The organism is Streptomyces sp. NPDC017246 (genome assembly GCF_044331325.1).
GTDB lineage: Bacteria > Actinomycetota > Actinomycetes > Streptomycetales > Streptomycetaceae > Streptomyces.
Genome location: NZ_JBIRMW010000021.1, coordinates 82,423 through 105,294 on the forward strand (window position 1 = coordinate 82,423; position 22,872 = coordinate 105,294).

General features: G+C 71.0%; 20 protein-coding genes and 2 pseudogenes. 8 read left to right on the forward strand and 14 right to left on the reverse strand.

Annotation, left to right across the window (positions count from 1 at the left end; genetic code table 11):
- The first annotated feature begins 121 nt into the window (after positions 1 to 121).
- On the forward strand, positions 122 to 787 hold the full coding sequence (locus ACH4MY_RS34485) for a hypothetical protein (RefSeq protein ID WP_398008235.1): 666 nt from the start codon (positions 122 to 124) through the stop codon (positions 785 to 787).
- A gap of 242 nt (positions 788 to 1,029) precedes the next feature.
- Here the strand turns inward: ACH4MY_RS34485 and ACH4MY_RS34490 are convergent, their stop codons facing one another.
- Positions 1,030 to 2,637, reverse strand: a complete 1,608-nt coding sequence (locus tag ACH4MY_RS34490) for a S8 family peptidase (RefSeq protein ID WP_398008237.1) — start codon at positions 2,635 to 2,637, stop codon at positions 1,030 to 1,032.
- A 758-nt stretch (positions 2,638 to 3,395) separates the two neighbouring features.
- On the opposite strand from ACH4MY_RS34490, the gene ACH4MY_RS34495 reads away from it, so the two are divergent.
- Positions 3,396 to 6,467, forward strand: a complete 3,072-nt coding sequence (locus ACH4MY_RS34495) for a LuxR C-terminal-related transcriptional regulator (RefSeq protein ID WP_398008239.1) — start codon at positions 3,396 to 3,398, stop codon at positions 6,465 to 6,467.
- Positions 6,468 to 6,952: 485 nt separating this feature from the next.
- A complete protein-coding gene (locus ACH4MY_RS34500) occupies positions 6,953 to 7,204 on the forward strand; it encodes a hypothetical protein (protein ID WP_398008241.1) in 252 nt (83 codons plus the stop codon).
- A 193-nt stretch (positions 7,205 to 7,397) separates the two neighbouring features.
- On the opposite strand, the gene ACH4MY_RS34505 is transcribed toward ACH4MY_RS34500, so the two are convergent.
- The 3 genes from ACH4MY_RS34505 to ACH4MY_RS34515 form a co-directional block, all read right to left on the reverse strand.
- Complete coding sequence (locus ACH4MY_RS34505) at positions 7,398 to 7,952, reverse strand: hypothetical protein (protein ID WP_398008243.1); 555 nt, start codon at positions 7,950 to 7,952, stop codon at positions 7,398 to 7,400.
- 164 nt (positions 7,953 to 8,116) lie between these two features.
- Positions 8,117 to 9,220 carry a phosphatidylserine/phosphatidylglycerophosphate/cardiolipin synthase family protein gene (locus ACH4MY_RS34510; RefSeq protein WP_398008244.1) on the reverse strand — a complete coding sequence of 368 codons (1,104 nt, stop codon included), beginning with the start codon at positions 9,218 to 9,220 and terminating at the stop codon, positions 8,117 to 8,119.
- A gap of 262 nt (positions 9,221 to 9,482) precedes the next feature.
- Positions 9,483 to 9,929, reverse strand: a complete 447-nt coding sequence (locus ACH4MY_RS34515; RefSeq protein WP_398008245.1) for an anthrone oxygenase family protein — start codon at positions 9,927 to 9,929, stop codon at positions 9,483 to 9,485.
- Between the two features lie 91 nt (positions 9,930 to 10,020).
- On the opposite strand from ACH4MY_RS34515, the gene ACH4MY_RS34520 reads away from it, so the two are divergent.
- Complete coding sequence (locus ACH4MY_RS34520) at positions 10,021 to 10,599, forward strand: TetR/AcrR family transcriptional regulator (protein ID WP_398008247.1); 579 nt, start codon at positions 10,021 to 10,023, stop codon at positions 10,597 to 10,599.
- Between the two features lie 326 nt (positions 10,600 to 10,925).
- Here the strand turns inward: ACH4MY_RS34520 and ACH4MY_RS34525 are convergent, their stop codons facing one another.
- The 3 genes from ACH4MY_RS34525 to ACH4MY_RS34535 all read right to left on the reverse strand — a co-directional run bounded on the left by ACH4MY_RS34525 (position 10,926) and on the right by ACH4MY_RS34535 (position 14,468).
- Complete coding sequence (locus ACH4MY_RS34525) at positions 10,926 to 12,119, reverse strand: hypothetical protein (RefSeq protein ID WP_398008249.1); 1,194 nt, start codon at positions 12,117 to 12,119, stop codon at positions 10,926 to 10,928.
- 501 nt (positions 12,120 to 12,620) lie between these two features.
- The gene (locus ACH4MY_RS34530; RefSeq protein ID WP_398008251.1) at positions 12,621 to 13,046 is read right to left on the reverse strand and encodes a hypothetical protein; all 426 of its coding nucleotides are present in this window, start codon (positions 13,044 to 13,046) and stop codon (positions 12,621 to 12,623) included.
- An 840-nt stretch (positions 13,047 to 13,886) separates the two neighbouring features.
- Positions 13,887 to 14,468 carry a hypothetical protein gene (locus tag ACH4MY_RS34535; protein WP_398008253.1) on the reverse strand — a complete coding sequence of 194 codons (582 nt, stop codon included), beginning with the start codon at positions 14,466 to 14,468 and terminating at the stop codon, positions 13,887 to 13,889.
- Between the two features lie 235 nt (positions 14,469 to 14,703).
- Here ACH4MY_RS34535 and ACH4MY_RS34540 point away from each other — a divergent pair, with 235 nt between their 5' ends.
- On the forward strand, positions 14,704 to 15,747 hold the full coding sequence (locus ACH4MY_RS34540; RefSeq protein ID WP_398008255.1) for a hypothetical protein: 1,044 nt from the start codon (positions 14,704 to 14,706) through the stop codon (positions 15,745 to 15,747).
- A 1,043-nt stretch (positions 15,748 to 16,790) separates the two neighbouring features.
- On the opposite strand, the gene ACH4MY_RS34545 is transcribed toward ACH4MY_RS34540, so the two are convergent.
- The 3 genes from ACH4MY_RS34545 to ACH4MY_RS34555 form a co-directional block, all read right to left on the reverse strand.
- Complete coding sequence (locus ACH4MY_RS34545) at positions 16,791 to 17,345, reverse strand: hypothetical protein (RefSeq protein ID WP_398008257.1); 555 nt, start codon at positions 17,343 to 17,345, stop codon at positions 16,791 to 16,793.
- A 196-nt stretch (positions 17,346 to 17,541) separates the two neighbouring features.
- Complete coding sequence (locus ACH4MY_RS34550; protein ID WP_398008259.1) at positions 17,542 to 17,772, reverse strand: hypothetical protein; 231 nt, start codon at positions 17,770 to 17,772, stop codon at positions 17,542 to 17,544.
- Between the two features lie 473 nt (positions 17,773 to 18,245).
- A complete protein-coding gene (locus ACH4MY_RS34555; protein ID WP_398008261.1) occupies positions 18,246 to 18,821 on the reverse strand; it encodes a TetR/AcrR family transcriptional regulator in 576 nt (191 codons plus the stop codon).
- 95 nt (positions 18,822 to 18,916) lie between these two features.
- Between ACH4MY_RS34555 and ACH4MY_RS34560 the strand changes: the two genes are divergently transcribed.
- Positions 18,917 to 19,525, forward strand: a complete 609-nt coding sequence (locus ACH4MY_RS34560) for a DUF2867 domain-containing protein (RefSeq protein ID WP_398008263.1) — start codon at positions 18,917 to 18,919, stop codon at positions 19,523 to 19,525.
- Between the two features lie 116 nt (positions 19,526 to 19,641).
- Here ACH4MY_RS34560 and ACH4MY_RS34565 read toward each other — a convergent pair whose 3' ends face one another.
- Together ACH4MY_RS34565 and ACH4MY_RS34570 are read right to left on the reverse strand one after the other, a co-directional pair.
- Positions 19,642 to 19,947, reverse strand: a complete 306-nt coding sequence (locus ACH4MY_RS34565) for a hypothetical protein (protein WP_398008264.1) — start codon at positions 19,945 to 19,947, stop codon at positions 19,642 to 19,644.
- A gap of 587 nt (positions 19,948 to 20,534) precedes the next feature.
- Positions 20,535 to 20,906 carry a hypothetical protein gene (locus ACH4MY_RS34570; protein WP_398008266.1) on the reverse strand — a complete coding sequence of 124 codons (372 nt, stop codon included), beginning with the start codon at positions 20,904 to 20,906 and terminating at the stop codon, positions 20,535 to 20,537.
- On the opposite strand from ACH4MY_RS34570, the pseudogene ACH4MY_RS34575 reads away from it, so the two are divergent.
- Positions 20,887 to 21,027, forward strand: a pseudogene (locus ACH4MY_RS34575) (hypothetical protein); the annotation flags it as partial. The gene ACH4MY_RS34570 and the pseudogene ACH4MY_RS34575 sit on opposite strands and share 20 nt — an antisense overlap.
- Positions 21,028 to 21,751: 724 nt before the next feature.
- Positions 21,752 to 21,862, forward strand: a pseudogene (locus tag ACH4MY_RS34580) (IS5/IS1182 family transposase); the annotation flags it as partial.
- Positions 21,863 to 21,875: 13 nt separating this feature from the next.
- Here the strand turns inward: ACH4MY_RS34580 and ACH4MY_RS34585 are convergent.
- Both ACH4MY_RS34585 and ACH4MY_RS34590 read right to left on the reverse strand, forming a co-directional pair.
- Positions 21,876 to 22,256: a hypothetical protein gene (locus ACH4MY_RS34585; RefSeq protein ID WP_398008268.1), complete on the reverse strand. Its 381-nt coding sequence runs from the start codon at positions 22,254 to 22,256 to the stop codon at positions 21,876 to 21,878.
- Positions 22,253 to 22,840, reverse strand: coding sequence for a TetR/AcrR family transcriptional regulator (locus tag ACH4MY_RS34590; RefSeq protein WP_398008270.1), 588 nt, complete (start codon positions 22,838 to 22,840; stop codon positions 22,253 to 22,255). Before ACH4MY_RS34590 ends, ACH4MY_RS34585 begins: the two co-directional genes overlap by 4 nt.
- Positions 22,841 to 22,872 lie beyond the last annotated feature (32 nt).

Consider the following 22,872-nt stretch of genomic DNA (forward strand, 5'->3'; position numbering starts at 1 on the left):
CGTGTGGTCCAGGCACGCGCCTCGCACAGAGGTCCTGAAGCAGCTACCTTCCGGCGCCGGTCAGACCAGTCTCACCTGACCCTCGGCGGGCACCCGGTGGCCGGTCCGCAGCTTCTGGCCGATGGTGATCCTTGTGGTGCATCGAGCGACCTCTCCTGCCGTCAGAGCGCGTCGGCGGTACGCACGCCGCAGTCGTCCGCCGGCCGGCGCATCGCCGGGGGCGCTGCGGCGGCCGCGTCGTCTCGGCGACACCCTGGTGCCGTGGGCGACGGCGTTGTCGGCCCTCGCGGCGGCAATCGGCCTGTTCTTCAGCGCCACGGTGGCATCGTCGAGCGTGGACGCGACCCGCAGGCAGTTGGACCAGGACGAGCGGCAGCAGGCCGCACGTGTCGGCTATTGGACCGAGTCGGCCGGCGAGCTCGCCGAGACGATCATCATCGTGAACCGCTCGCTGGATCCGGTGACCCACGTGGAGCTGTGGTGGTACGCGCCGGACGCGAACATCGACCCGGCCCAGCACGACATGGTCTTCATGGCCTTCGAAACCGTCCCACCCTGCACCCGAATGGTCTTCGATCACCGCGCCGTCGACGCGTTTCTCCTGAGCCGCTTCGGAATCCAGCAGGGCGGGGCCCCGCTCCGGGCGATCCAGTTCATCGACAGCGCCGGGCGGCAGTGGTCGCGCGATCCGACGGGGCTCCGGGGGGCCGAGTACGAAAGGGAGGACGGTGAGGACCTCGGTGACGCGCCCGCTCGCCGGGAGCCCGCCGAGCACTGCGACAAATGAGTGCCACCCGCTGCTTCCGGACCCGGTCGCCGCCGAACACCCCGGCATCCGCACGGTCTGGGCCGACGGCGGCAACCGCCGGCACCTCGCCGAGCACGCCGCGACCGTCCGACCGCTGGACGTCGGGCGTTTCGCGAGGGCATCCGCGCGCTGCGCGATCGGCTCCGCCCCCGACGGACGTCGTCGGGGGCGGAGCCGTACCCCAGGACGGGGAGCAGGGTTGCGCGAGAGGGAGACGCGGGTCAGAACTGGAGCGACCAGGCGTTGACGTAGCCGGTGTCGTTGACCCAGTTGTCGGTGGCGCGGAGCTTCCAGGTGCCGTCGGCGGTCTTGCCGGAGGCGTTGACCGTGAACGTGCCCTGGATGTTGTCGGCGCCGTCGGAGGAGTCGTAGTTCTTCAGCAGGAACGCGGTGCCGTCGGGGGCTACCAGCTCCACCTTGACGTCGCCGCGGAAGGTGTGGCGGATGTCCACGGTGACGGCGAGGTTCGAGGGGGCGTTGCCGGTGACTCCGGTGACCGTGACGGGCGACTCGACGGTGGCGTTGTCACGGATCTGGTAGTCGTCGGTGTTCTCGAACCGCTTGCCGGTGGGCGGCGGGGTGGTGGTGCCGGTGCCCGTGAACAGGAGCTTGTTCGGGGAGCCGGTACGGGGGTCGGTCACCTTGTCGGGAGTGGAGTCGGCGACCAGCTTGTCGCGGACCTGGGCCGGGGTCCAGGACGGGTTGGCGGAGAGCAGGAGGGCGGCCGCGCCGGCGACGTGCGGGGAGGCCATGGAGGTGCCGCTCATCGACTGGGAGGCGGTGTCGCCGGAGTTGGACGTGGAGACGATGCTGTCACCGGGGGCGAAGATGTCCAGGCAGGTGCCGTAGTTGGAGCCCTGGCCGTTGGACCAGCCGGTGGCGCGGGCGTCCTGGCTGTTGGTGGCGCCGACGGTGATGGCGGACGGCGTGGAGGACGGCGAGTAGGAACACGAGTCGGCGTTGTTGTTGCCGGCGGCGACGACCCAGGTGACTCCGGAGGCTATGGAGGCGGCCACCGCGTCGTTGACCGACTGGGTCTTGCCGCCGCCGATGCTCATGTTGGCCACGGCCGGCTTGACCGCGTTCTTGGTGACCCAGTCGATGCCCGCGAGGACGGGGGCCCAGGTGTCACCGGAGGAGCCCTGGCAGTTCAGTACACGCACGCCGATCAGCTTGACCCCCTTGGCGACGCCGTACGAGCCGCCGCCGACGGTGCCCGCGACGTGGGTGCCGTGCCCCTGGCAGTCGGAGGCGTTGGAGTCGTTGTCGATGAAGTCGTAGCCGCTGACGGCGCGGCCGCCGAAGTCGCGGTGGCTCATCCGGATGCCGGTGTCCACGATGTACGCGTTCACGTTGGAGGCGGTGGTGCCGTAGCCGTAGCTCTTGTCCAGGGGCAGGCTGCGCTGGTCGACGCGGTCCAGGCCCCAGGAGGGCGGGCTGGGCTGGGTGTCGACCGCGTACGCCACCGCGTCGGCCTCCACGCGGGCCACCGACGGTTCGCCGGCCAGTTCCAGGGCCTCGGTCTCGCTCATCCGCACCGCGAAGCCGCGCAGTGCGGCCGTGTACGTGTAGCGCAGGCTGCCCGCGTGCCGTTGGGCCAGTGCCTTCGCCGAGGCGGGGACGTCGGCCCGGGTGACCGAGTCCTTGAAGGTGACGATGTAGGAGCCTTCGACCGCGCCGGGGCGGTCGGCGCCGACGATACGGCCTTCGCCGCCGCCCGGCGGTGTGGGTACGGCCGTGGCGGCGCCGGTCGAGGCGGCCACGGCCAGCAGGGCGGCGCTGGTACTGACGCCGAGCAGGCGCCGTACGGCGCGAGCGTTGAACTCCATGTCTGGGTACTTTCTTGAGAGGTGTCCGGACCTGGCTCGGGTCCGGGGCGGCATCCGTCCCTTCGGTGGACTCCGGGCGCGCTCCGTCGGGGTGGGGAGGTGCGTGACCGGAGGGACACCGACGGCCGGCCGGGCATGCCAGAGACCTGTTGAGGCCATGACAATTGCCTGGCTGTCGGTGCTCGGGTGGGCGCCTTCGGGTGTCGGCGCCCACCACGACGGGACGGGGTGGCGTGCCGTACGGAGCCGGCTCCGAGCGGTACGGGTCCGGTCACGCCGAACGACCGCGTGAGGTGCGACCGCCCCGTACCCCGTCGGCTGGGGAACCACGGTGCAGGGGAGACGGCGTCACCGGACCGCCCAGAGCTTCGGTCACAGGAGAGGAACGCAGCAATGCGTACCGCTACCCAAAGAGTGAAGAGGGAGCGGAAGCGCAGGACACCCCCGACTGCCGACTGCCGACTGCCGACTGCCGACTGCCGTCCCCGCACCGCTCGGTCCGTTCCCGGGCACCCAGGCACCCGGAGCACCCGGGATCGGACGGAGCGGTGCGGCCTGAGCGGATCCGGACCAGGCGTCCGGCCCAATCCATAGGTGGCCGCCCCCTATTGCGACGTCGGCCCTTCTACGGGTAGACCCCTGCCCAACGGGCGACCCGAGGCCGGCCCGAGCAGAGCGCCGACCACGGGTTCCGGCCGACGGGGCCACCACGACGTCCGGCAGCCCCTCCGAGTGAGTGCGCGGCGAGAGGCGGAACCTTGGAGAGACACCCTTTCGACACGCGCCACGGCGAAGAGGCCCCCGCCACGGGCGGATTCGTCGGACGGCACGAGGAGGCGCGGCGACTGCGGGAAGCACTGCGCACAGGGCAGAGCCTCACCGTCGTACGCGGGCAAGCCGGCACGGGAACCTCACGGCTGGTGGACGAGGTGCTGGCAGAGGCGGAGTTCGCCGAGTGGACCCACCTGCGCGGGACATGCCCCACCCCCGGCCGGAACACGGCCCCGCCCCACCAGCCCGGTCCCACGCCACCCCACCAGCCCGGTTCCGCCCCGACCCACCAGCACGGACCGCTCCCCGGCGATCACACCACAGCGGTCCCTCTGAGCCCCGTGACCGAAGCCCTCGCCGCACTGCCGTACCGCCCCGGTCTCCCCGCCCTGCCGCTGCCCGCCGTGACCGGCGTCGTGGGTCTCGTCGTACCCGAACTGGCCGACCGGCTGCCGCAGCCACCCGCGGCGGCGGCCGACGACCCGGAGGTGCGACGCGGACTGCTGCCCCGCGCGGTCCGGGCGCTCCTGGCGTCCCTCGGCGACACCGTGCTGATCCTGGAGGACGTCCACCACGCGGACCCGGCGACCGTCGGTCTCCTCCACCGACTGGCGGACTCGATGCCGGAGCGACTGCGGCTCGTCGTGACGGAGGACGCCGCACCGGGACTGCCCGTACTGGGCGTCCGCGCCGCGCGAGGGACCCGGCTCCAGGAAGTCACCCTGCACCCCTGGACACCGCAGGAGACCGACGAGTGCGTACGGCGCTGGCTCGGCGACCGCCGGCCGGTACGCACGGACGAACACCGGGACCTCGCAGCGCTCGTCCACGAACTGTCGGGCGGACTGCCCGGGGCCGCCGCCGCGCTGCTCGAGGACGCCGGCGAACTCCTGCGGGCGGGCGGAGCCGTAACAGGCGGCCCCCGAACCGATGCGCTGCTCACCGCCGTACGGGAGACAGCGGTGCCCCTGCGACTGCGGCGTGAGCTCGCCCGGCGCTGCGCACCGCTCACCGAGGACGCCCGGCGGATCGTCGCCGCGGCGGCGGTCCTCGGCCGGCCCGTCCCCGTCGACCTCCTCGCGCACGTGGCGGACGTCCCGCCCGAACGGGCCGCCGCGGCCGTGGACGCGTGCCTGCGACAGTCCGTACTGCGGACCGAGGGGCCCTGCCCCGCCTTCCGGAACCCGCTGGACCGCCGGGCCGCGCTGGCACGGGTACCAGGACCACAGCTGGCCCGGCTGAGCCTGCGCGCCGCCCGGGCCCTGCACAAAAACGGCGACGGGCCACTGCCGTTGACCGACCTCGCCCGGCTGTACACGGCCGCCGGCCGGACACGCGAGGGCCTGCGCTGTCTCCTCGCGGCCGCCGACCGGGCCGCCGCCAGCGGCGACTACGCCACCGCCACCACCCTCTACACCCGGGCCATCGCCGAGGACCCGCGTGCCGGGGGACGTATCCGCACCGCCGCGAAACTGGCCCGCACCGCACAACTGGCGCGCGCCGGCGAGGACGTGGTGGCCGCCGTGCGAACGGTCCTGGACGAGGACGATCCGCCGCCGCGGCTGCGCGGCGAGATCCGCCTCCACCTGAGCGTCGTCCTGCGCAACCAGAGCGGAGGGGCGCTGGACAGCCTCAACGAGGTCGCCCGCGCCATCCCGGACCTGGAGGCCTGCGACCCGCAGATCGCCGCCCGCGCCATGGCGGTCGCCGCCATCCCCTCCATCCAGGGCTGGCCCGTCGCCCGGCACCAGGACTGGCTGGACCGTGCCGAGACGCTCGCCGGGAGGGTCACCGATCCGGTGGCCCGCGCCGCCATCGCCGCCAACCGGGCCACCGCGCTGATGCTCCTGGGAGACCCGCGCGCCTGGCCCGCCGCGCAAACCCTGCGCGGCCCGGCCGGATCCGCGATGGAGGCGGCGCACCACGCCCGGGGCCTGACCAACCTGGCGCACGCCTCCAGCGCCCTCGGCCACGGAGCGCGGGCCCGGGACTTCCTCGACCGGGCCGTCGACGGGCTCGCCGACTCCACCAGCCCCTACCTCGAAGGCCTCGTCCAGACCGCACGGCTCGTCCTCGCCTGGCACGCGGGCCAATGGCACGGTCTGCACGCCGCCGCCGACCGCACCACCCGCAACTACCAGGAGATACCCGACCTGACCGCCGAGGCGATGCTGGTACGCGGCCTGACCGCGTTGCACGTGCTCGGCGACGTTCCCCGGGCCCGCCGCGACCTCGTGGAGGCCGCGGCCACCACCCGCTACGACACGGGCTTCATCCTCACCGCATCGGCCGCCGCCACCGCCCGCGTCCACCTCGAAGCCGGACGGCCCGGACAGGCCGCCGACGCCGTCGAGGAGGTCCTGCACCGGCTGGAACGCACCGGCGGCTGGGTGTGGGCCGCGGAAGTGCTGCCCGTCGCGGTCGAAGCCCTCCACGGCAGCGGCCGGAGCCCCCGGGCCCGGCGCCTCGTCGACGACTTCGCGGCCGGGATCGCGGACCGTGACGCACCCGCCCCGCACATCGCCCTGACCATGTGCCAGGCACTGCTCGCCCAGGCCGCGGACCGGCCGGACGAGGCCGTGCGTCTGCTGGCGGACGCCGAGACGCGCTGGCGACGGCTCGGCCGGCCCCTCGACGCCGCACGGGCCGCCGAGGCCCGAGGGCGCTGCCTGCTCGACCTGCACGGCGAGTCGGCGGCCGGCGGTGTCCAGGACGTGGTCGAGGTCTACCGCCACCTGGGCGCCCGCTGGGACGTGGCCCGCTGCCAACGGCTCCTCCGCCGCCACGCCATCGTCACCACCCACCGCCGCGGCCGCATCGGCTACGGCGACCAGCTGTCCCCGCGCGAACAGGAGGTCGCCCGCCTCGTCGTCCAGGGCCGCGCCAACCGGGACATCGCCGAGAGCCTGGTGCTGTCCACCCGGACCGTGGAACACCACGTGGCACGCATCATGCGGAAGCTGAACGCCACATCCAGGACCGACATCACCCTGACGGGGTGGAGGGACGACGAGGGAGCGGTCGCCGAGCCGCGGGCCCCGGGACCCTGGGAGCGGTGAATCCCCGGGACGGACGAACGACGCCGTCGTCAGCCGGCACGGTACCGACGCCCTGACACCGGCCGCGAGCATCACCCGTATGACCGACTGCCGTGCCCACACGCCCGGCTGGGGGAAATGGGAACGGTTTCAAGTCGAAGGCGCTGCTGCGGGCCCGCGTCTTGGAATCGAAGGCACACGCGGGCTCATGCCACAGAACGTCACCATCATGCGGCCCGGGCGGGCTTCCCGGTCCCGGCCCCGGTTCGGCATCTGCCCGTCCACACGATTCCCTCGGCGGATACGGCGGCGCGCCCGGGTCCGCCCCACTCGCTGCCCGCGACCCCGCGACCCGGCCACCTGCGATCCCGCGATCCGTCTGCGCCGCGCTCCCGGGCTCAGGGACGCTGCCCGCTCGGCCACGCACAGGACCGAACGGGGTCTCTTCGTGTGTGGTGCGGGGTCGTCAGGATGCGGTGGCTGCCGTGGGAGCCGAGGGTGGTGGCATGGAGATCATGGTGGTGCAGGAACTGCGCAAGGAGCTGTCCGCGGACTTCGATCCCGGCGATCCCGCGGCACGCATCGAGGCGGTCCACGCCGTGCCCGTGGAGCCGGGTGACCGGACTCTCTGCGGCGCCCCTGCGGATGACATGGAGCGGCTGTCGTATCAGCCCAGCGGCCCGGACACGCCGTGGCTGCCTCCAGAGAAGCAGGACTGGGAATGCTCCACCTGCGCCGACGCACTCCGTTCCGCGTGAACGGTCCGGACGACGGCGTCCGGCCCGCGGTGTGTGACCGTCCCGGCACCGCCCCCGCCCACCGGTGCCGCCTGGCGTGACTTGCCCGAGCGTGACGGGCCGTGGAGACGGCCTGTGAACGCGTGCGGTACCGGTCCGCCGGCGGCACTCGGGACCGGCTCGGGCTCAGGAAGACGGGACCGGCGGCCGAGTGTCAGGAAGACGGGCGCGGTTGCGGGCGGGTCGTTCCCGCCAGGCAGGTGACCGCCGGGTTGTACGTGGTGAACTGGCCCTTGGGGTTCTTCTTCCACAGCCAGAGGTGCAGGGCGTAGTGGACGGGCTGGCCGGGGAAGTTGCCGCGGTGGGGGCCCTTGAAGGGCACTCCGAACATGCTCGGCCGGTCCTGGTCCGTCTTCGGGTTCTGGTCGCGGTCGTAGACCAGCCACTGCACGCCGACGAGACGCTTGCCGCCCTTGCCGTCGTCCTCGTAGAAGAGGGCGGTGGGCTTCGCGGGGTCCGTGGAGTTGTCGTAGGCGTGGTTGAAGTGCGGGTAGCCGAGCGCGCCCGTGCCACCCGCCCGGTCGAAGACGCAGTACTGATCGGGCTTGTAGCCGGCCCGCACACCGTTGGCGTGCTGCTGGTACGGAGCGGTCACCCGATAGGCGACCGCCTTGTCCGCCGCCGCCCTGCCGGGCTCGGGTCCGGCGACGGCGGGCGCCACGGCGAGCGCGGTGGCGCCGGCCAGGACCAGGGCGAGCGTGCGGGCCATACGCGGACTCCTCAACGGCGGCGGGGCTCGGATGCCCCACTAGCCCTTCCCCCGCCCGCCTCACCCGTCCCACGGAAGGTCCGGACGGAGGACACCCGGCCGGGCGTTCCGGGAGCGGGGGAGCTCGGTGCCGTCCGGCGTGCGGGACGACACCGAGCGACCGGTCACTGCAGGACGGCCTCGGCCCGCATGGCGAGGAAGTTCGCCTTGTAGGCATCGTGTGCCGCCGCGCCGGCGAGGCGGATCAGCGCCTCGTCGTTCTCCCGCAGGGAGGAGGTGTCCAGGTTGTGCGAGCCGGTGAAGGTCCACTTCGTATCCGGGTGGCCCGCGTAATTGCCTTCGACGAGCAGGTACTTGGAGTGGACGAAGTAGCCGCCGGCGTCGAGGTGGTAGGGCTTGATGCGGGTGTGGCCCTGCAGGGTCGCGAGGTCGTTGGAGTCCTTGTAGACGATCTCGATCCAGCAGTCCTGGTCGGCCAGCGAGCGCAGCTTGGCCGCGATCGCGTCCCGGTGCAGGGCCCACGCGGAGATCCGCACGATGGTCTTGTGGGAGGTCGTGCCGGTGGTCGTGTTCCCGGTGCAGGTGACGTTGTTCAGGAACCCGAGGACGACGTCGCCGCTCTGCTGGGGGAAGAAGTAGTACTTCGCGTCACCGGCTTCGCCCGTCCGGTAGTAGTCGCTCGTCTTGCTCATGGCGGCGAGATCGTTGAAGTACTCGGTGTACGCCGTGTAGAGGGCGGTGTTGCCGACCACGGTGTACGCGTTGTTCCACTGCCGGGTGGTGGACGACACCGTCTGGTTGGCGGAGCTCTGGATGACCACGTCCTCGGCGACGCCCGCATCGCCGACGCGGGAGAAGGTGAAGAACTTGTTGTGGTTGATCGGGTTGGTGCCGCCCGCCGCGATGCAGGCGCCGCCCGCGGTGCACACCTGAACCCAGGACCCCTGGGACTTGTCGGTCCCCAGGGCGGCGATCAGGTTCTGCGCGGGGGCCGGGGTGGGCGCTTCGACGGACTTGTGGTCCAGGACCACACGGACGTTGACGCCGCGCCCGTGCGCGGCGACCAGGGCATCGGTGAAGTCCTGGTCCTGCATGACGTACAGGGCCGCCCGCAGGGTGCGTCCCCCTTGGGTGTTGTCGATCGCCTCGATGATGTGGTTCTTCACGGCGTCCTGCTCGGCCGCCGTCCCCTTGGGGTTGTTGAAGACGGCCCCGGTGACAACGGGTGCCACGTCCTCGGCGGCGGCGGGGGCGATGCCTGAGAACACAAGGGCGAGGGCGACCGACACGGTCGCCCAGAAACGCTGGCGTATGACTCCTCCTCGGCTGGATGGTGGCATGAGCCTGCCATGAGCCGTCCGCGAGCGGGAACGAAGGGTCCGCCAGGGCGGACCGGCGCGACGTCGTGGAGCTTCCCGGCCCATCCGATTCCGGGCGGGGGCCGCGCTGCGCCCGGGGGAGGCCCATTGCCCTGCCGGCGATGTGCTCGACAAGGCCCTCTCCAGGAGGGCGGGGTGAGCCCGCAGGGGGTCAGACGAGGGCGGCGACCAGCAGGGTGAAGGCGGCGATGATGACGGCGACGCGGGCGTAGTGGAAGCGGTCCCAGCGGTTCATCTGCTCCTTCCAGTCGGCGGGCCGGTTCTCGGGGGTCCACGTCTTGCCCTGGTTGTTGATCGGGACGAGCAGCAGGACCGACATGATCACGCTGACGATCAGCAGCGCGCCGGCGGTGACGACGAGGCCGGTGCCGTGGTGGTGCCGTCCGGCGATGGCCCAGATGGCGGTGAGGACGAGCGAGCCGATGTACCAGACCGGCATCACGGCGCCGAGCATCCGGCCCCCGTGGGCGCGGCCGAGCTGGCCGCTGTCCTCGGGGAGTGCTTTGAAGATCGGGTTCATGACGAAGGCGACGGCGAACTCCACCCCCACCATCAGGCCGACGACCACGGTGGTGAAGACCTCGAGTGCGTTGAGCATGATGACCCCTCCTGGAATCTAGCGTCGCTAGGCGATGAGTCAACGCTAGTACTACTGCCGCTCGAATGTCTAGCGATGCTAGGATCGAATCATGTCGGTACAGGAACGCAAGCAGCGCGAACGGGCGGACCGCGAGCGCCTCATCGTGGCGACGGCCCGTGAACTCGCCGAGCAGCAGGGCTGGGACGCGGTCACCACCCGCCGCCTCGCCGAGCGCATCGAATACAGCCAGCCCGTCCTCTACAGCCACTTCCGCGGCAAGCGCGAGATCATCGGCGCCGTCGCACTCCAGGGCGCCGCCGAGCTGGCCGCGGCGGTGCGGGCCGCGACCTCCGCCGCGGACGGCCCGCGCGAGCGGGTCGCCGCCCTCGCCCACGCCTACCTCGACTTCGCCGAACGCCATCCGGCGGTCTACGACGCCATCTTCCGGCTCGACGGCGGTCTCGCGTACGCACAGGAGGACACCCCGGAACCGCTCAAGGACGCCTTCGCCGCCCTGCTGGAGACCCTCGGCGAGGTCGCCGGGGACGGCATCCACCCGGGACTGTTCACCGAGACGTTCTGGGCGGCCCTGCACGGCGTCGCGACCCTGACCCGGGCGCGACGGCTCCCGCCGGAGGACACCGAGCAGAGAGTGCAACTGCTGGTGGACCGCCTCGCCATGGTCTGACACACCATCCCAGCAGGCATGCGCACGGGGCCCCGGGCCCTGCTCCTGCCTGCCCCCGGCAACGCTTCCCGTCGCCGAAGTGGGCGGTTGCCGGGTCACGCAGTGGGCGCAGACCCTCGCGCGCGGCGGACGGGCGGCGAAGCCGTACCGCCCAGGCCGTCGAGGCTGGACATGCTTCAGCGGGGGAGACCCGGGCCACATACCCAGCCGCCGTCCGCCGCCCCGCCCGGCCCCGTCCCGCCACGACGACCACCCGCCCACTGCCGCCTCGTGGAAGTCACCACCCCACTACGACGACTTGATCTTGATGGTGGCTGCCCCGAAATTCACTGGCCGTGCGGCCGCTGCTCGCCCTCCGTATCCGGCGCTTGAGGGTTCGGGCCCCGGAAACGGGCGAGGGACTTCGTGAGGGCCTTCCACGGCGAGGCGTCCTCCCGGCCCGTCCCCGGCGACGCCGCCCGAGGGGCGCCGCCGCCGCTGTTCGCCTCGGCGAGCGCGTCGAGTGCCGCCTCGGCGGCCTCCCGGTACAGGTCGCAGGACGCTGTCATGGCTTCGAGCGCCTTGGCGTACCTGGTGACCATGGCCCGCGCGTGGTCCAGTTCCTCGTCGGGGGTGAGCAGATGCCAGCCCTGGCGCAGCCGTGTCAGGACCTGTTCGGCGTCGGCCGGCAGCGGCTGGGGCAGTGAGGCGAATTCCTTGATCTTGTCCAGGAGTCCGGTGGGTTCCGTGCCGTCCAGGAAGACATCGCGAACCGTGAAGTGCTCCGCGTCGTATGCGAAGGCCTGCGGTGTCGGAGGCAGGATGACGGCGCCGCCGCGCGGTATCCCCACACCCAGCTCACGCTTCAGTACGAAGTCGGCGATCAGCGCCTGCTCCGGCGTGGCCCGGTGCTCGACCACCCGGTGCCGCAGGCTCGGTGGCAGGAACGCCGTGATCGGCCGGCGTCCCAGCGCGTCCGGCGTCATCGCCTCGTGCACCACGACATGGATGAACCAGCTCTGCCGGGTGCAGGCCCGCAGCAGGCGCCGCAACTCGTCGTCGTCCTTGGGCAGATGGTTCGCCGCCCGCAGACGCACGCCCTCCACCGTCTCGTGGTCCCATGCGACCTGCTCGCTGTCGGGCCAGAACACGGTGGCCGGTGAGGGCCAGCCCGCCTCCCACGCCCGCTCCGCCTCGGCGGCGAGGACCCAGGAGACACCCTCGCTCTTCGCGCGGCGGGACTCGGGCCCGTACGTGGTCAGCTGCGCGCGCACGGTGACGTCGTCGGCCACACGCCAGCGCGCCTCGAAGAGTCCACGGGCGGACGGGCCGGGATCGGCGGACTCGTCCCGGGGATACAGGTCGGTGGAACGCGCCGCTTCGACGGGGTCGAGGTCGAGGAAATCGTCGATCACCCGGGCCGCCTTGAGAGCGAGCAGGTTGCGCCGGACGTCCCGCTCGGGCTCGGGCCCGAGGTGACGCCCACGCCCGAGCCAGGCGGTGTCGGGGACGATGGTCGATGAAGTGCTGTTCTTGGCCATGGAACCGTTCAGTAGGCGATCGGGGCCCGACCAGTATGGTCCGCGGCCCGAATGAAGGAAGCCCTACCCCGTCCGCACCCGGCGACTGAAGCCACGCCCACGAGTCCCTGAACCGGCAGCCCACGAAGACGACCAACACGTACGACGGCGCTGTCACCGAGCACTGCTGCGGCACGAACGCCACCTGCCGGGTCCGGCTCCTGGTACGACGACGCGACGAACCTCCTGCGGCCTCACCGCCTCGATCGCCGCCCTGCGCACTCCCGGGCCAGGGTTGCCCGCGTACGCCGCACGGGCGACGGCGCTCCTGAAGGACCGCCTCGTGAGGGAGAGCGGGATCTTGAGCGTGGGCCGGTGATGCGGGCGATGGCGGCGGAACGGGCACTCCGGCTGCCGGCGGACGGGGGCAAGGGTGTGGCTCGATGCGTTGGCCGACAGGCGCCACGGATCCGGACTGCGGACCGTCCTCACCGAGCCAGCCGTTCCGCCTGGCAGGCTCACTCAATCCACCGTCCGGGAAGCGGTCGCTTCGATGCCTGATGACCGCAGCTTCCGCGCCAGGAGTTCCATCTCGGGCAGGGTCCCTGAGTACTGCCCGGTCAGAACCTGGTCCAGCACGGACCGGATGCCGTCCAGGCCGATGCCAAGTTCCACCCGGAGCACCCGCATGATGGCGGCGTTCCTCGTCGGCGGGGCTACCTGCAACCTTGCTCGCCCGTGCTCGGAGAGCAGCTGGCCACGCAGTTCTTCCGGCAGGCCGCCGCCACAAACGGCCAGGGCAGAGCCGCAGGTCGGACACGCCGACTCGACATCCCATCGCAGTGCCTCGCCCACCAGGGCCTGAACACCGCACCACTCTGCCTCGGCACCGCATCCCTGGCACACGGCGGAGTACCTGATGGACTCGACCAAGATCGACTTTTCCAAAATCCCACCCTCCAGAGGAGAGATCAAACGGCAGGCGGCGAACGTCTTTCCGGGGCTCCACCTTGCCCTGGAACCCGTGCCAGCGGTCCAGGCCCCGCTGGTCCACGCGGCCCCGGCGAGCAGCTGCCCTGAGGCAGGACACCATGCACTGACGCTATGTCTCGTGAACCTTCCGAGGCCCAGTGATCACCAACTGACGCCCGAGCCGGCAGACAAACGCTGCTGCTGAACGTCAACAGAGCCAAGCACGGTGGTGAACGCGGCCGCCCAGGTACGCCGGGGCGAGCGGGAACGGTCCGGGCTGGCCATACAGGCCTCCCGAGTTCGGTGAACCAACTGGAGACCAAGCTGACGGGGAGTGAGAATGTCCGCCTGGGGCAAGCAATGAAAGCCCAGCCGGCTGACGGCTGATCGCGGACAACGGGGGCGTCGTCCATCGTGCGGACGCAGTGCAGGGAGGGGGACGGGATGGCACAGGCAGGACGGCCGCTGAGCGAGCTCCGGGGCCGTACCGAGGAAGCGAACGCGCTCGCGGGCTGGCTCCGCAAGGTCACCGCGGGCCTGCCGATACGGGTGCTGGCGGAGACGTTCCACCACTCGAAGACGCTGTGGAGCGAGTACCGCAACGGCGCCGAGCTCATCCCCGAGCAGCTGCTGGACAACGTCGTCGACACATTCGTGCCCGAAGCGGAGATGCGCGAGCGGCAGCGCGTCGAAGGACGCCGCCTCCTGGAGGCCGCACGGGGAGCGACACGGCGGCTGGCCGCACGGCCGGGGCCCCAGGCCTTGCCGAGCCTCCCGGACAGGCCATCGCCGCCGACCGGTGTCGCCGAGATCCTCTTACGCCTCGACGACGCCCGGCTGCAGCAGATCGAGGCCATGCGCAAGCTCGCCGACTCCGAGAAGCGCTGCTCGCAGCTGCAGGAGATGGTCTCCGTCCTGCAGACCCAGTGCGCCCAGCTGACCGAGGAGCGCGACCACGCCCGCCTCAAGGCCACAGGCGCTCACGAACTCCAGGCTGTTCTCGAGCAGTCGGAGAGGTACCGGGCGCAGGCGGAAGGCCAGCTGCGGCACGCACGCAAGGCGACCGAGCAGGCCTTCGAGCTGCGCCTGGCGGCCGAGGCGAACGTCTCGCGAGCACAGGCCGACGCACGCCGGACCACGGGCGCGGCTCAGGGCACGGGGAGTCTGCTGCCGCAGCCGGCAGGTGTCGGCATGGACCTGCCTCCTTTGGAGCGTATCGGCGAGGTGCTCCAGGCGGTGCAGGAACAGCTCGCCGAGCAGGACGAGGAACTGGACGAACTGCGCTCGCACCTGGGCGTCGCCGAGTCCGTCGTCCAGGACGCCGCTGCCCCGCACGTGATCACGGGACAGGCCGTCGCGAGACACGACGACCTGCCCGTGGACAACGGGAATGTCCACGAGGACCCTGAAGACAACACGCGCAACCCTGTGACCAGCACGGATACCACACCGTCCGCAGGACCGAGCGTCCCTGTCCCGGCCTTGTCCACGACGTCGCCCCCAGCGGCGGTGGAGGAGCCGGAACGGCAGAAGAAGGCCGAGCAGGGGAGAGCGGTGAGGGGGGCCGCCGGCGCAGCGCGGGCAAGGGAACGAGGACGCCCGTGCCCACTGGTCCCTCCTGTTCATCGCCCACGTGGAGCAGGTGACGGGCATCGACGGCCTGGCGAGGATGCTGCGGCAGCTTCAAAGCAAGGCACAGGTCTCACCGCGGGGCGTCGCCAAGAGTGTGTTCGGCGCCACCAGACAAGAGCACATCACGGCGGTGGAGAAATGGCTGACCGGCTCGGCCCTGCCCACCGACCTTCACTTCACCTTGCTGGCGCGAGCGCTGCACGCCAGGCCAGAAGAGGTGACGGCCTTACAGCGAGCCCGCAACCGCGTGCTGTTCAACGCGCCCAACGACCGCGCGCCGACCGCACCCCACCCCGTCCAGCCGGCTCCCGTCCATCCGGCACAACCGTCTCCCGAAGACGCGGCCACCCCCAGAACCGGCGACACCGGCAAAATCGAGCTGCCGACCCCTCTCACGATCACGTTGTCCAGCGTTTCGAACGCCAGACAACTCGGAGAACAGATCGAAGCCCTGAGGCAGCGCGCCAATACGGGGTGGGTGGACTGGTCGCACGCCCGACTGGCCTCTGAAGTCAGCCAGGGCTTCGCCACGCGCAAGGCCCGCAGAGTGGTGAGGAAATGGCTCGCCGGAAAAGTCCTGCCCTCATGGTCCCGCCTGCGACCCCTTCTCCTCGCCATGGATGCCAGCGACGCCGAACTGACGGCGTTCCAGGACGCACTGAAACGGGTCTCCCGCACAGCCAACGTCATGGCCGACCCGGCGGAAATAGTCAGTGACCGCCGCAGGCGAAGTGATCGCATCTGGACCACCGCGCTCACCTGCCTGACCGTCTTCGCCTCCGCCGCGGCAACCGGGATCGTGCTGAGCGCCACCTACGCCGCCGACCCCGTCCAGCCCCTGTGGAAGCCACTGACCGTCATCCTCGCCAGCGCCGCTCTCGCCGTCGGGGCGCGCACCGTTCTCTACCTCGTCTACGACTCCTGGGTCCCCGTCCTCGTGCTCTTCGGATGGCTCCCCACCCTGCTCACCGGCTATGCCCTGCCCCTGCTGACCGACCACGACTACGGCGGCCGAGCCATGGCCGCCGCCATCGGATTCCTGTAGAACGGCCTGACCACACGCAAGCCCCGGATCTGAAGCCGCCCAGCTGGCGCCGAAAGACAATCAAGCCGTGGCTGCCGCCGGCCACCCCGCGTCCCGGCCATCCCACGTCCCGCCCACCCCGCGTCCTGGCAGCGCCCCGACGCACGGCCCCGCCAGAAGCAGGGAGCGACCGCAGGCCAGGACGCGCGCTGGACCTATCCGAAGGTGATGTCCCGGTGGACGCCGCCGTCGAGGGGGTCTCGTAGACGTACACGGAACGCAAAAAGGAAGGCGGGGGCGCCTTCGAACCACCATTCGCACTGGTTGCTGGCGTGGCTGGTGCCGGTGAGGCCGAGGGTGAACAGGGCACCGAGTGCGACGAGGGTGAGTGTCCTGCGGACGGTGGTCGTGCTCCCTGGGGCCGGTGCTGGGGGTGGTCCGGGGACCTGGCCTTTGTGAGGCGTTGGTCCTTTCGTTGCCGGAAGTTGACGGCGCGATGGCAGTAGGGCCCGGCCATCACTCTGGACAGTTATGGTTCCGGTCATCATGCCGATCGACATGTCTGGAAATAGCCCCTGCCGGGAAGGCGGTCTCCTTCGGGTTGAGACTTCGTGGTCTCGGGTGCGGTGAGGCGCGCATTTTGCCTTCCCGGCCGGCATTTCTTTCCAGGTCGGAGACTTCGGGAGCATCTTCCTGAGCATGGCGGGTTGCAGCGGGAGGGCCTTCGCGAATGCGGGTTGTCGTTGCGGGGGGAATCACCGGGTGGCGCCAGATATCCGTGAAGACGGGTCGCTCTCTGTCTGCGTGTCCGCAGGTTCCTCTGCCCGGTCATCTCGTGCGGGCGGCGGACCTTCGCCGAACAGCTGTCAGGGTCGACCCGTCGGTACGGCCGGCCGGCGGACCGACCGCCTGCGGTCGACGTCGGCAGCGGTCGGCCTCGCGCTCACTGGTCGAGCCGGTGCCCGCCTGGCGAGCGTGTTCGGCGTGTCCGCGAGCCGCAGCACGGCACTGCGGCTGGTCGAAGCGTTGCCTGACCCCGAAGTCATCCCTCGCCCGCCCCTGGGCTACCCGACCCGCGCCCGCCGCCACTCCACTTCCTCGGCAGCCATCGGGGTCTGGACGCTGTACACGTCGCCGACCCGCAGATTGTCTGGCGTGCTGTACTCGCCGTAGGTGCCTATGACGGAGACGGCCACTTGGGAATCGGGCTGCCAGAAAGTACGGAAATACGGGGCGTTCGCCGGGATTTCTGGGATCTCCAACAGGGGGACGCCGCGCCGCTCCAACAGGCGTTTCAGCTTTTCGAACCGAAGTCTGGGAGTGAACCGCCCGTACCGGGCGCGAAGCGCGTCGTTGACGAGGGTGCGGTCCCGGTACGCGAGCCTGTGCACCTGCAGGGTGAAGTGGTGTCCCGACCAGGGGCGGTCGGCGGAAGCGCGGTCCCAGTAGAACTCGGCGAGGCCGTAGTCACGGAACATGCTGCAATCGCCGAAAGTGTTCTCACCGAAATCTGACCCAAGGACCTTGGTGACATGGTCGGGAGAATCGGCAGGGCCCACACCGAGCATGGTGCCGGTGGTGACGACGTCCACGTAGAACGCCAGGGAGTGCGGAGCCAAAGAACACCTCACGTTACTGCAACCGCCCGGAGGGCGATCCGAGCGTCGGCTGTAACTCGGTGGCTGCTGCAAGTGAGCCAGAACCCGAACTCGTGAACAATGGACGTCACAACTCGGGCTCGGGCTGAACTTCTGTGGTGTGGCTGCGCGGCGAGGCGCTGTTCGTCCGCGAGCTCGGGGACCGCGGCTCTGCTGCCTACTGCTGGGCGAGCTTGCCCTGCTCCGTCTCGTAGAACGAGAGCCCACGGCGGATGTCCTCGCGGGAGTACTGCATCGGCGGGAAGCCTTCGACGCTGAACTCGTAGTTCTCGGCCGCGCCGGGAACCTTGAAGGAGAAGTCGAAGCTGCATGCCCTTAGCGTAGAACCGACAGCGCGGCCAGGCTGGAGCTTCTGGGTACCGAGAGTCTTACCCTCCTCGTCCGTCACCCGCACCTCCGCCCCGGGCTTGACCTTGGTTCATGCTTCCCACCCCTTTTGGCCTGCGGCGGACTGTTCCGCACAGGTAGCGTGCACCCTACACATTGCGCCCTCTACCTGAATTCCTTCGGGGGAACAGCACCGGAGTGGACCGCTGGGACCGTTCTCGGGAACCTGGCGACAGGCGATCGCGCTGCCGGTGTTCTCCTGCGCGACGGCCTGCCTCCCAGGACGCTCGTCGCGGGAGGGTGGGAGTTCCTGTGGCGTGAGCTCCAAAAGCACCACCACCTCGACCAGGGCGAGGAGTTCCGCGTACGCGCACGCGGAGCGGCTGGTCGAGGGCGCGGAACTCGGCGCGGGGCGCGGACGGAGAAGTGCGGGCGAGGTTGAGGAGAGAAGCGTCCGGCTCCGGCACAGAACCGGCGATGCCCGTCCTCGGCCGGCCCCGGCCCCGACGCCGGCTCCGGCTCCGGCTCCGGAGATCATTCCGAAGCGTTCGGCGGGCCCAGCAGCCGGTCCCTGACCGCGGCGAGGACTTCGGTGCGGCTGCGCGGGCCGTTGTCGGCTGCGATGAGGTGGTCGCCGATGCGCAGGGAGAAGGTGATCAGGCAGCGGGCCTCGACATCGTCCTCGTCGGGGCAGAAGGCCCCGTAGAGCTCGCGCAGATAGTCCATGCGCCGGTTGTCGGCCCGGCGGAGGCGCCCCGCGACGCCTGCGTCGCGCCGGGCCCAGTCGCGGATCGCGAGCTCGACATCGGCATAGGTCATGGGTGTTTCGGCTGCCCCGACGAAGTCGAAGAGCCGCCCGAGCCGCTCGCGGGCGTCGCCCCCGTCGCGTTCGATCCGCTCGATGACACCCTCGGTGACCCCGCGCTCCCAGGTGTCGAGCATTTCCTCCAGCAGCCCGGCACGGTTGCGGAAGTAGCCGTAGAAACCGCCCTTGCTGACGCCGAGCGTCTGGGCGAGGACCTCGACCCGGACGGCTTCGGGGCCACCGGCGGCAAGCGCACGCAGCCCCTCCTCGATCCACTTGTCCCGCGGTGTGCGGATCGCGCCCATCGGTGTCTCCTCTTCCTGTGTCCGGCCAAGTATACGGAGCCGTACAGATGGGGCTATGCTCGATCTATACGCCACCGTATAGACAGGGATCTGCCATGAGTGATCTGCGCCTTCCCGTAACCGACCACACCTCTCGCCCCTGGCGGATCCACGAGATCGCCGGCGACTTCCGGCTCGAGGATCTGTGGGCGCTGCCGACGCCGGGCGGGCCGGACGACCTGCATCTCCTGGTCCAGCAGATGGCGGCCGGCGGGGGCGGTCCGGACGGCGGCAACCCCGTGGGCCGGTTCCTCTTCGCGGTGCGCTGGAAGCTCGGCGCGCTGCTCGGATGGGACAAGCCGGACTCGGGCGTCGGCGGCCGGGTGGAGACGCTGCGCGACCGGCTGCCGGACGACCTGCGTGAGGGGCCGCAGGGGCCCGACCTCAGCGCGGCGCCCTTCACGTCGGTCTTCCAGACACACGACGAGTGGGCCGCCGAGTGCGCCAACAAGACCATGCACGGGGTGATGCACATCGGCTGGGTCTCCGACGGCAACGGCGGCTACCGCGGCCAGATGGCCGTCCTGGTGAAGCCCAACGGCCGCCTCGGCTCGCTGTACATGCTCGGCATCAAACCCTTCCGGTACCTGGGGGTGTACCCGGCCCTGATGCGATCGATCGGCCGGGAGTGGCAGGAGAACACGGCACGCCGAACAGCGCGCTGACGTCGGCGTGTCCCACCCCGCTGTCCTCTCCGCGGCCCTTCCGTGAGCGGCTCGTTTCCCCCGGCGCGGATTCCCCGGCCGGCTCGGCGGCCCGCCCGCCGCGCGGCCTCCCGTGTTCACCGCTGTCCTCCGGCGGAGGCGCGCGCGGCCAGGGCCTCCGGGACCGCTTCGTGCTGCCGGTCCACCACGATGCCCAGGCCGATCAGACTCTCGCCCGGGGTGACGGTGAAGGAGAAGAACGAGCAGCAGCCGGCCTCCCGCTCCGCCAGGTCCCGTACCCGCTCCTCGACGCAGGGTCCGCCGGCCTCCCGGAGCGGGCGCAGGGGCGGAGGAGGGGAGTCCGTCAGCCCGATTCCGGGGCCCGGACACGGGAAAGGCCTCCCGGCGGTCGTTCCGGGAGGCCTTCCGCGGGTGGGCGCCACAGCTGCTCCGTACCGGAGCCGCGCGGCCGATCGCTAGGGCAGCACGTACGTACCGCACTTGATGGCGACCAGGCGCGGGTGCCGCCGTTGTTCACCGCCAGCCAGGTGTTGTAGAAGCTGCCGCCGGTGGTGCAGGTGTAGCTGCTGCCCGTGATCACTCCCGTGCAGCTGGCGATCCAGCAGGGGATCGAGTCGTGGCCGCTCGAACCGGCGCAGCTGCCGTTGCGGTTGTAGAGCGTGCGCACGATCGCGGAGGACGTCGCCGCTTTCGCCCGCACGTTCAGCTTGCAGTACACCTGCGTCGGCGCGGCGTAGCCGCCCGCGACGGCGGCGCCGCGGTGGTGGTACCCGCCGCGCCCAGCACGGCGAGCGGCATTCCGGAGACGAGGCCCAAGAAGCGCAGGGCGCGCATGGCTGAGTCCTTTCACGTCGAGCGCGCTTCCCCGGACCGGTCGGCATGTTCGCCTCCTCCGGCACCGGCATCCAGCTGTCGACCGGACGCCTCGTGCAGCAGTACGCCTTCCGCAAGACGGACGGGAGCATCTGGGCGGCGAGCGCGTACAGCTACGACCAGCCGCCATCCTGCGCTACGACGCGTCAGCCGCCGTCCGCCCGGAAGCCCACTGGCTGCTGTTAAGCAACACCGCCAGCACCACCGCCCGCCACCACCTGACGGTCAGGATGTCCTGCAACGACGGCCGCTCCTGGCCCACGTCCAAGGTCGTCGAAGCCGGCGGTACGGCGTACTCGACGATGACCCGCCTCAAGGACGGAAGCTTCGGCCTGCTGTACGAGTCCGGCCCGTACCAGCGGATCACGTTCGCCCGGTTCGACGCGACCTGGCTCGGAGCCGACTGCCCCACCGACCAGACGCACCCGAAGCTCACGGCGCAGACCACCGTCCCCGACGGACCGTTCACCGCCGGCACGCCGACCGCGGTGGAGGCACGCGTCACCAACCACAGTCACCTCGCGAACCCTCCCGGCACCGCGACGCTCACACTGCCCGACGGCTGGACCGCGGCGACGACGCCCCAACTTCCGGCGATCGAGCCGGGCGCCGCCGCGACAGTCCGCTTCCCGGTGACACCCCCCACGAACGCGACCACCGGCGAACACGACGTCACGTTCTCCCTGCGGACCGGCGGGACCACGACCTCGGCCACCACACGGATGCTCGTCGTCGGCGGAAGCAAGGCCCTCGACACGACACTCGCGAAGGACTTCGACGGCACCACCTCGTACACCGACCTCACCGCATCCCTGCCGAACGTGGCACCCCTCACCCGCGGCGCGCTCACCGTGCGGTTCCGCACCACCAAGACACCCGTCGCGGCCACGCTGCTGTCCGCCTCCGACGCCGCCGCACCCTCCACCAATGTCACCCTCTCCCTCAACAGCGGAGTGCCGCACTTCGAGGCCCGGGTCAACAACGCCTACAGCGCGCGGCTCGACGGCACCAAGTCCCTCGCCGACGGCCTCGACCACACCCTCACCGTCGCCGTGACCAGCACCGGCACGGCGATGTACGCGGACGGTGTGCGGATCGCCTCGACGACGGCCCCGTCGCTCTTCGGGCAGACCCCGGGCCTCAACGGCATGTGGGCCGGCGCAACGTCGACGACGGCGGCCCCCAGTGGTACTTCGCGGGCCGCATCGACCGCGTCACGGTCCACCGGACCGGCTGAGCCGGACACCACCGAACGGCTCGCCGCCACCTTCCCGACGGCAGGCCCCCACCTCCCCGCCCCTGCCGAGTCACCCGACTCGGCAGGGGCGGCATTCCCCTGGAGAGAAGCTCGCTGCGCGGGAGGAATCCGGCGCCGAAGCCGCCGTCGGCAAGACCATGACGATCGCCGACGGCGGCTACCCAGGCACCGGACTCGTCATGCCGCACCGCCGCCACAAGGGCAAAGACGGGACAACCCTCAGACGGCGCCCGCCGCTGCCAGCACCGCGACCGGCAGGAGCAGGATCCACTGCGGTAGGCGGAGCAGCGGTCGGTGCCAGCCGACGCACAGCGTGACGACCAGGAAGGCCGCCGCGTACGCGACGAAGTGCGCGGCCACGAACCACGCCACCAGACCGGCACCCGACGTACCGTCCGCCACGGAGAGGCAGAGCAGAGCGAGCCCGGAGAGCACCAGGTCGGCGCTCACCATGTGCCACACGGCGTGCAAGACCCGCTTGGGTTCGTCCGCGAGGCCGCAGGACAGCAGCGGACGCACCACATCGCGGTGCCCGCCGACGACGTGCACGGCGGCCACGCCGAGCGCGGTGATCCCTGCCGCGAGAAGCCAGCCGTTCACCGGACCTCGATTCCTCTGGCCACGATGGCGGCCAGCAGCGCGGCCAGCTGCGGTCCGGGGCGCTCCCCGACCAGCCCTACGTGGAAGAACACGGCTCCCGCCAGCGTGTCCAGGATCAGGTCCACGGGCGTCTCGGCGGTGATCTCCCCGCGCAGCACGGCGCGTTCGAAGACGACAAGGAGTCGTTCCTTCGACGGGCCCAGGAAGTCGCCGCGGATGCGCGCCTTCAGTTCCGGATCGGCGGCGAAGTCGGCGAGCAGCCCCGGGAGCGCCGCTGCGGCGGCAGGCGCGCGGAACTCGTCGACCAGGCCCTGGAGCAGCACGGTCAGATCCGCGGCCAGCGTCCCGGTGTCCGGGGGCGGAGCGTCATCGGTGGTCGTGAAGACGGCCTCGAAGACCAACTCCGGCTTGCCGGGCCACCGCCGGTAGATCGTGTCCTTGCCGACACCGGCCCGCGCGGCCACCGCCCCGATCGATGTCGCGGCGTAGCCGACCTCTGCCACCAGCTCTGCCGTCGCGCCGATGATCGCCTCGTGCGACCGGGGATCCCTGGGGCGCCCCCTGGAGGGCGGAGAGGAGCTCATGACATTTACCTTACGGGTCGACCCGTAAGGTA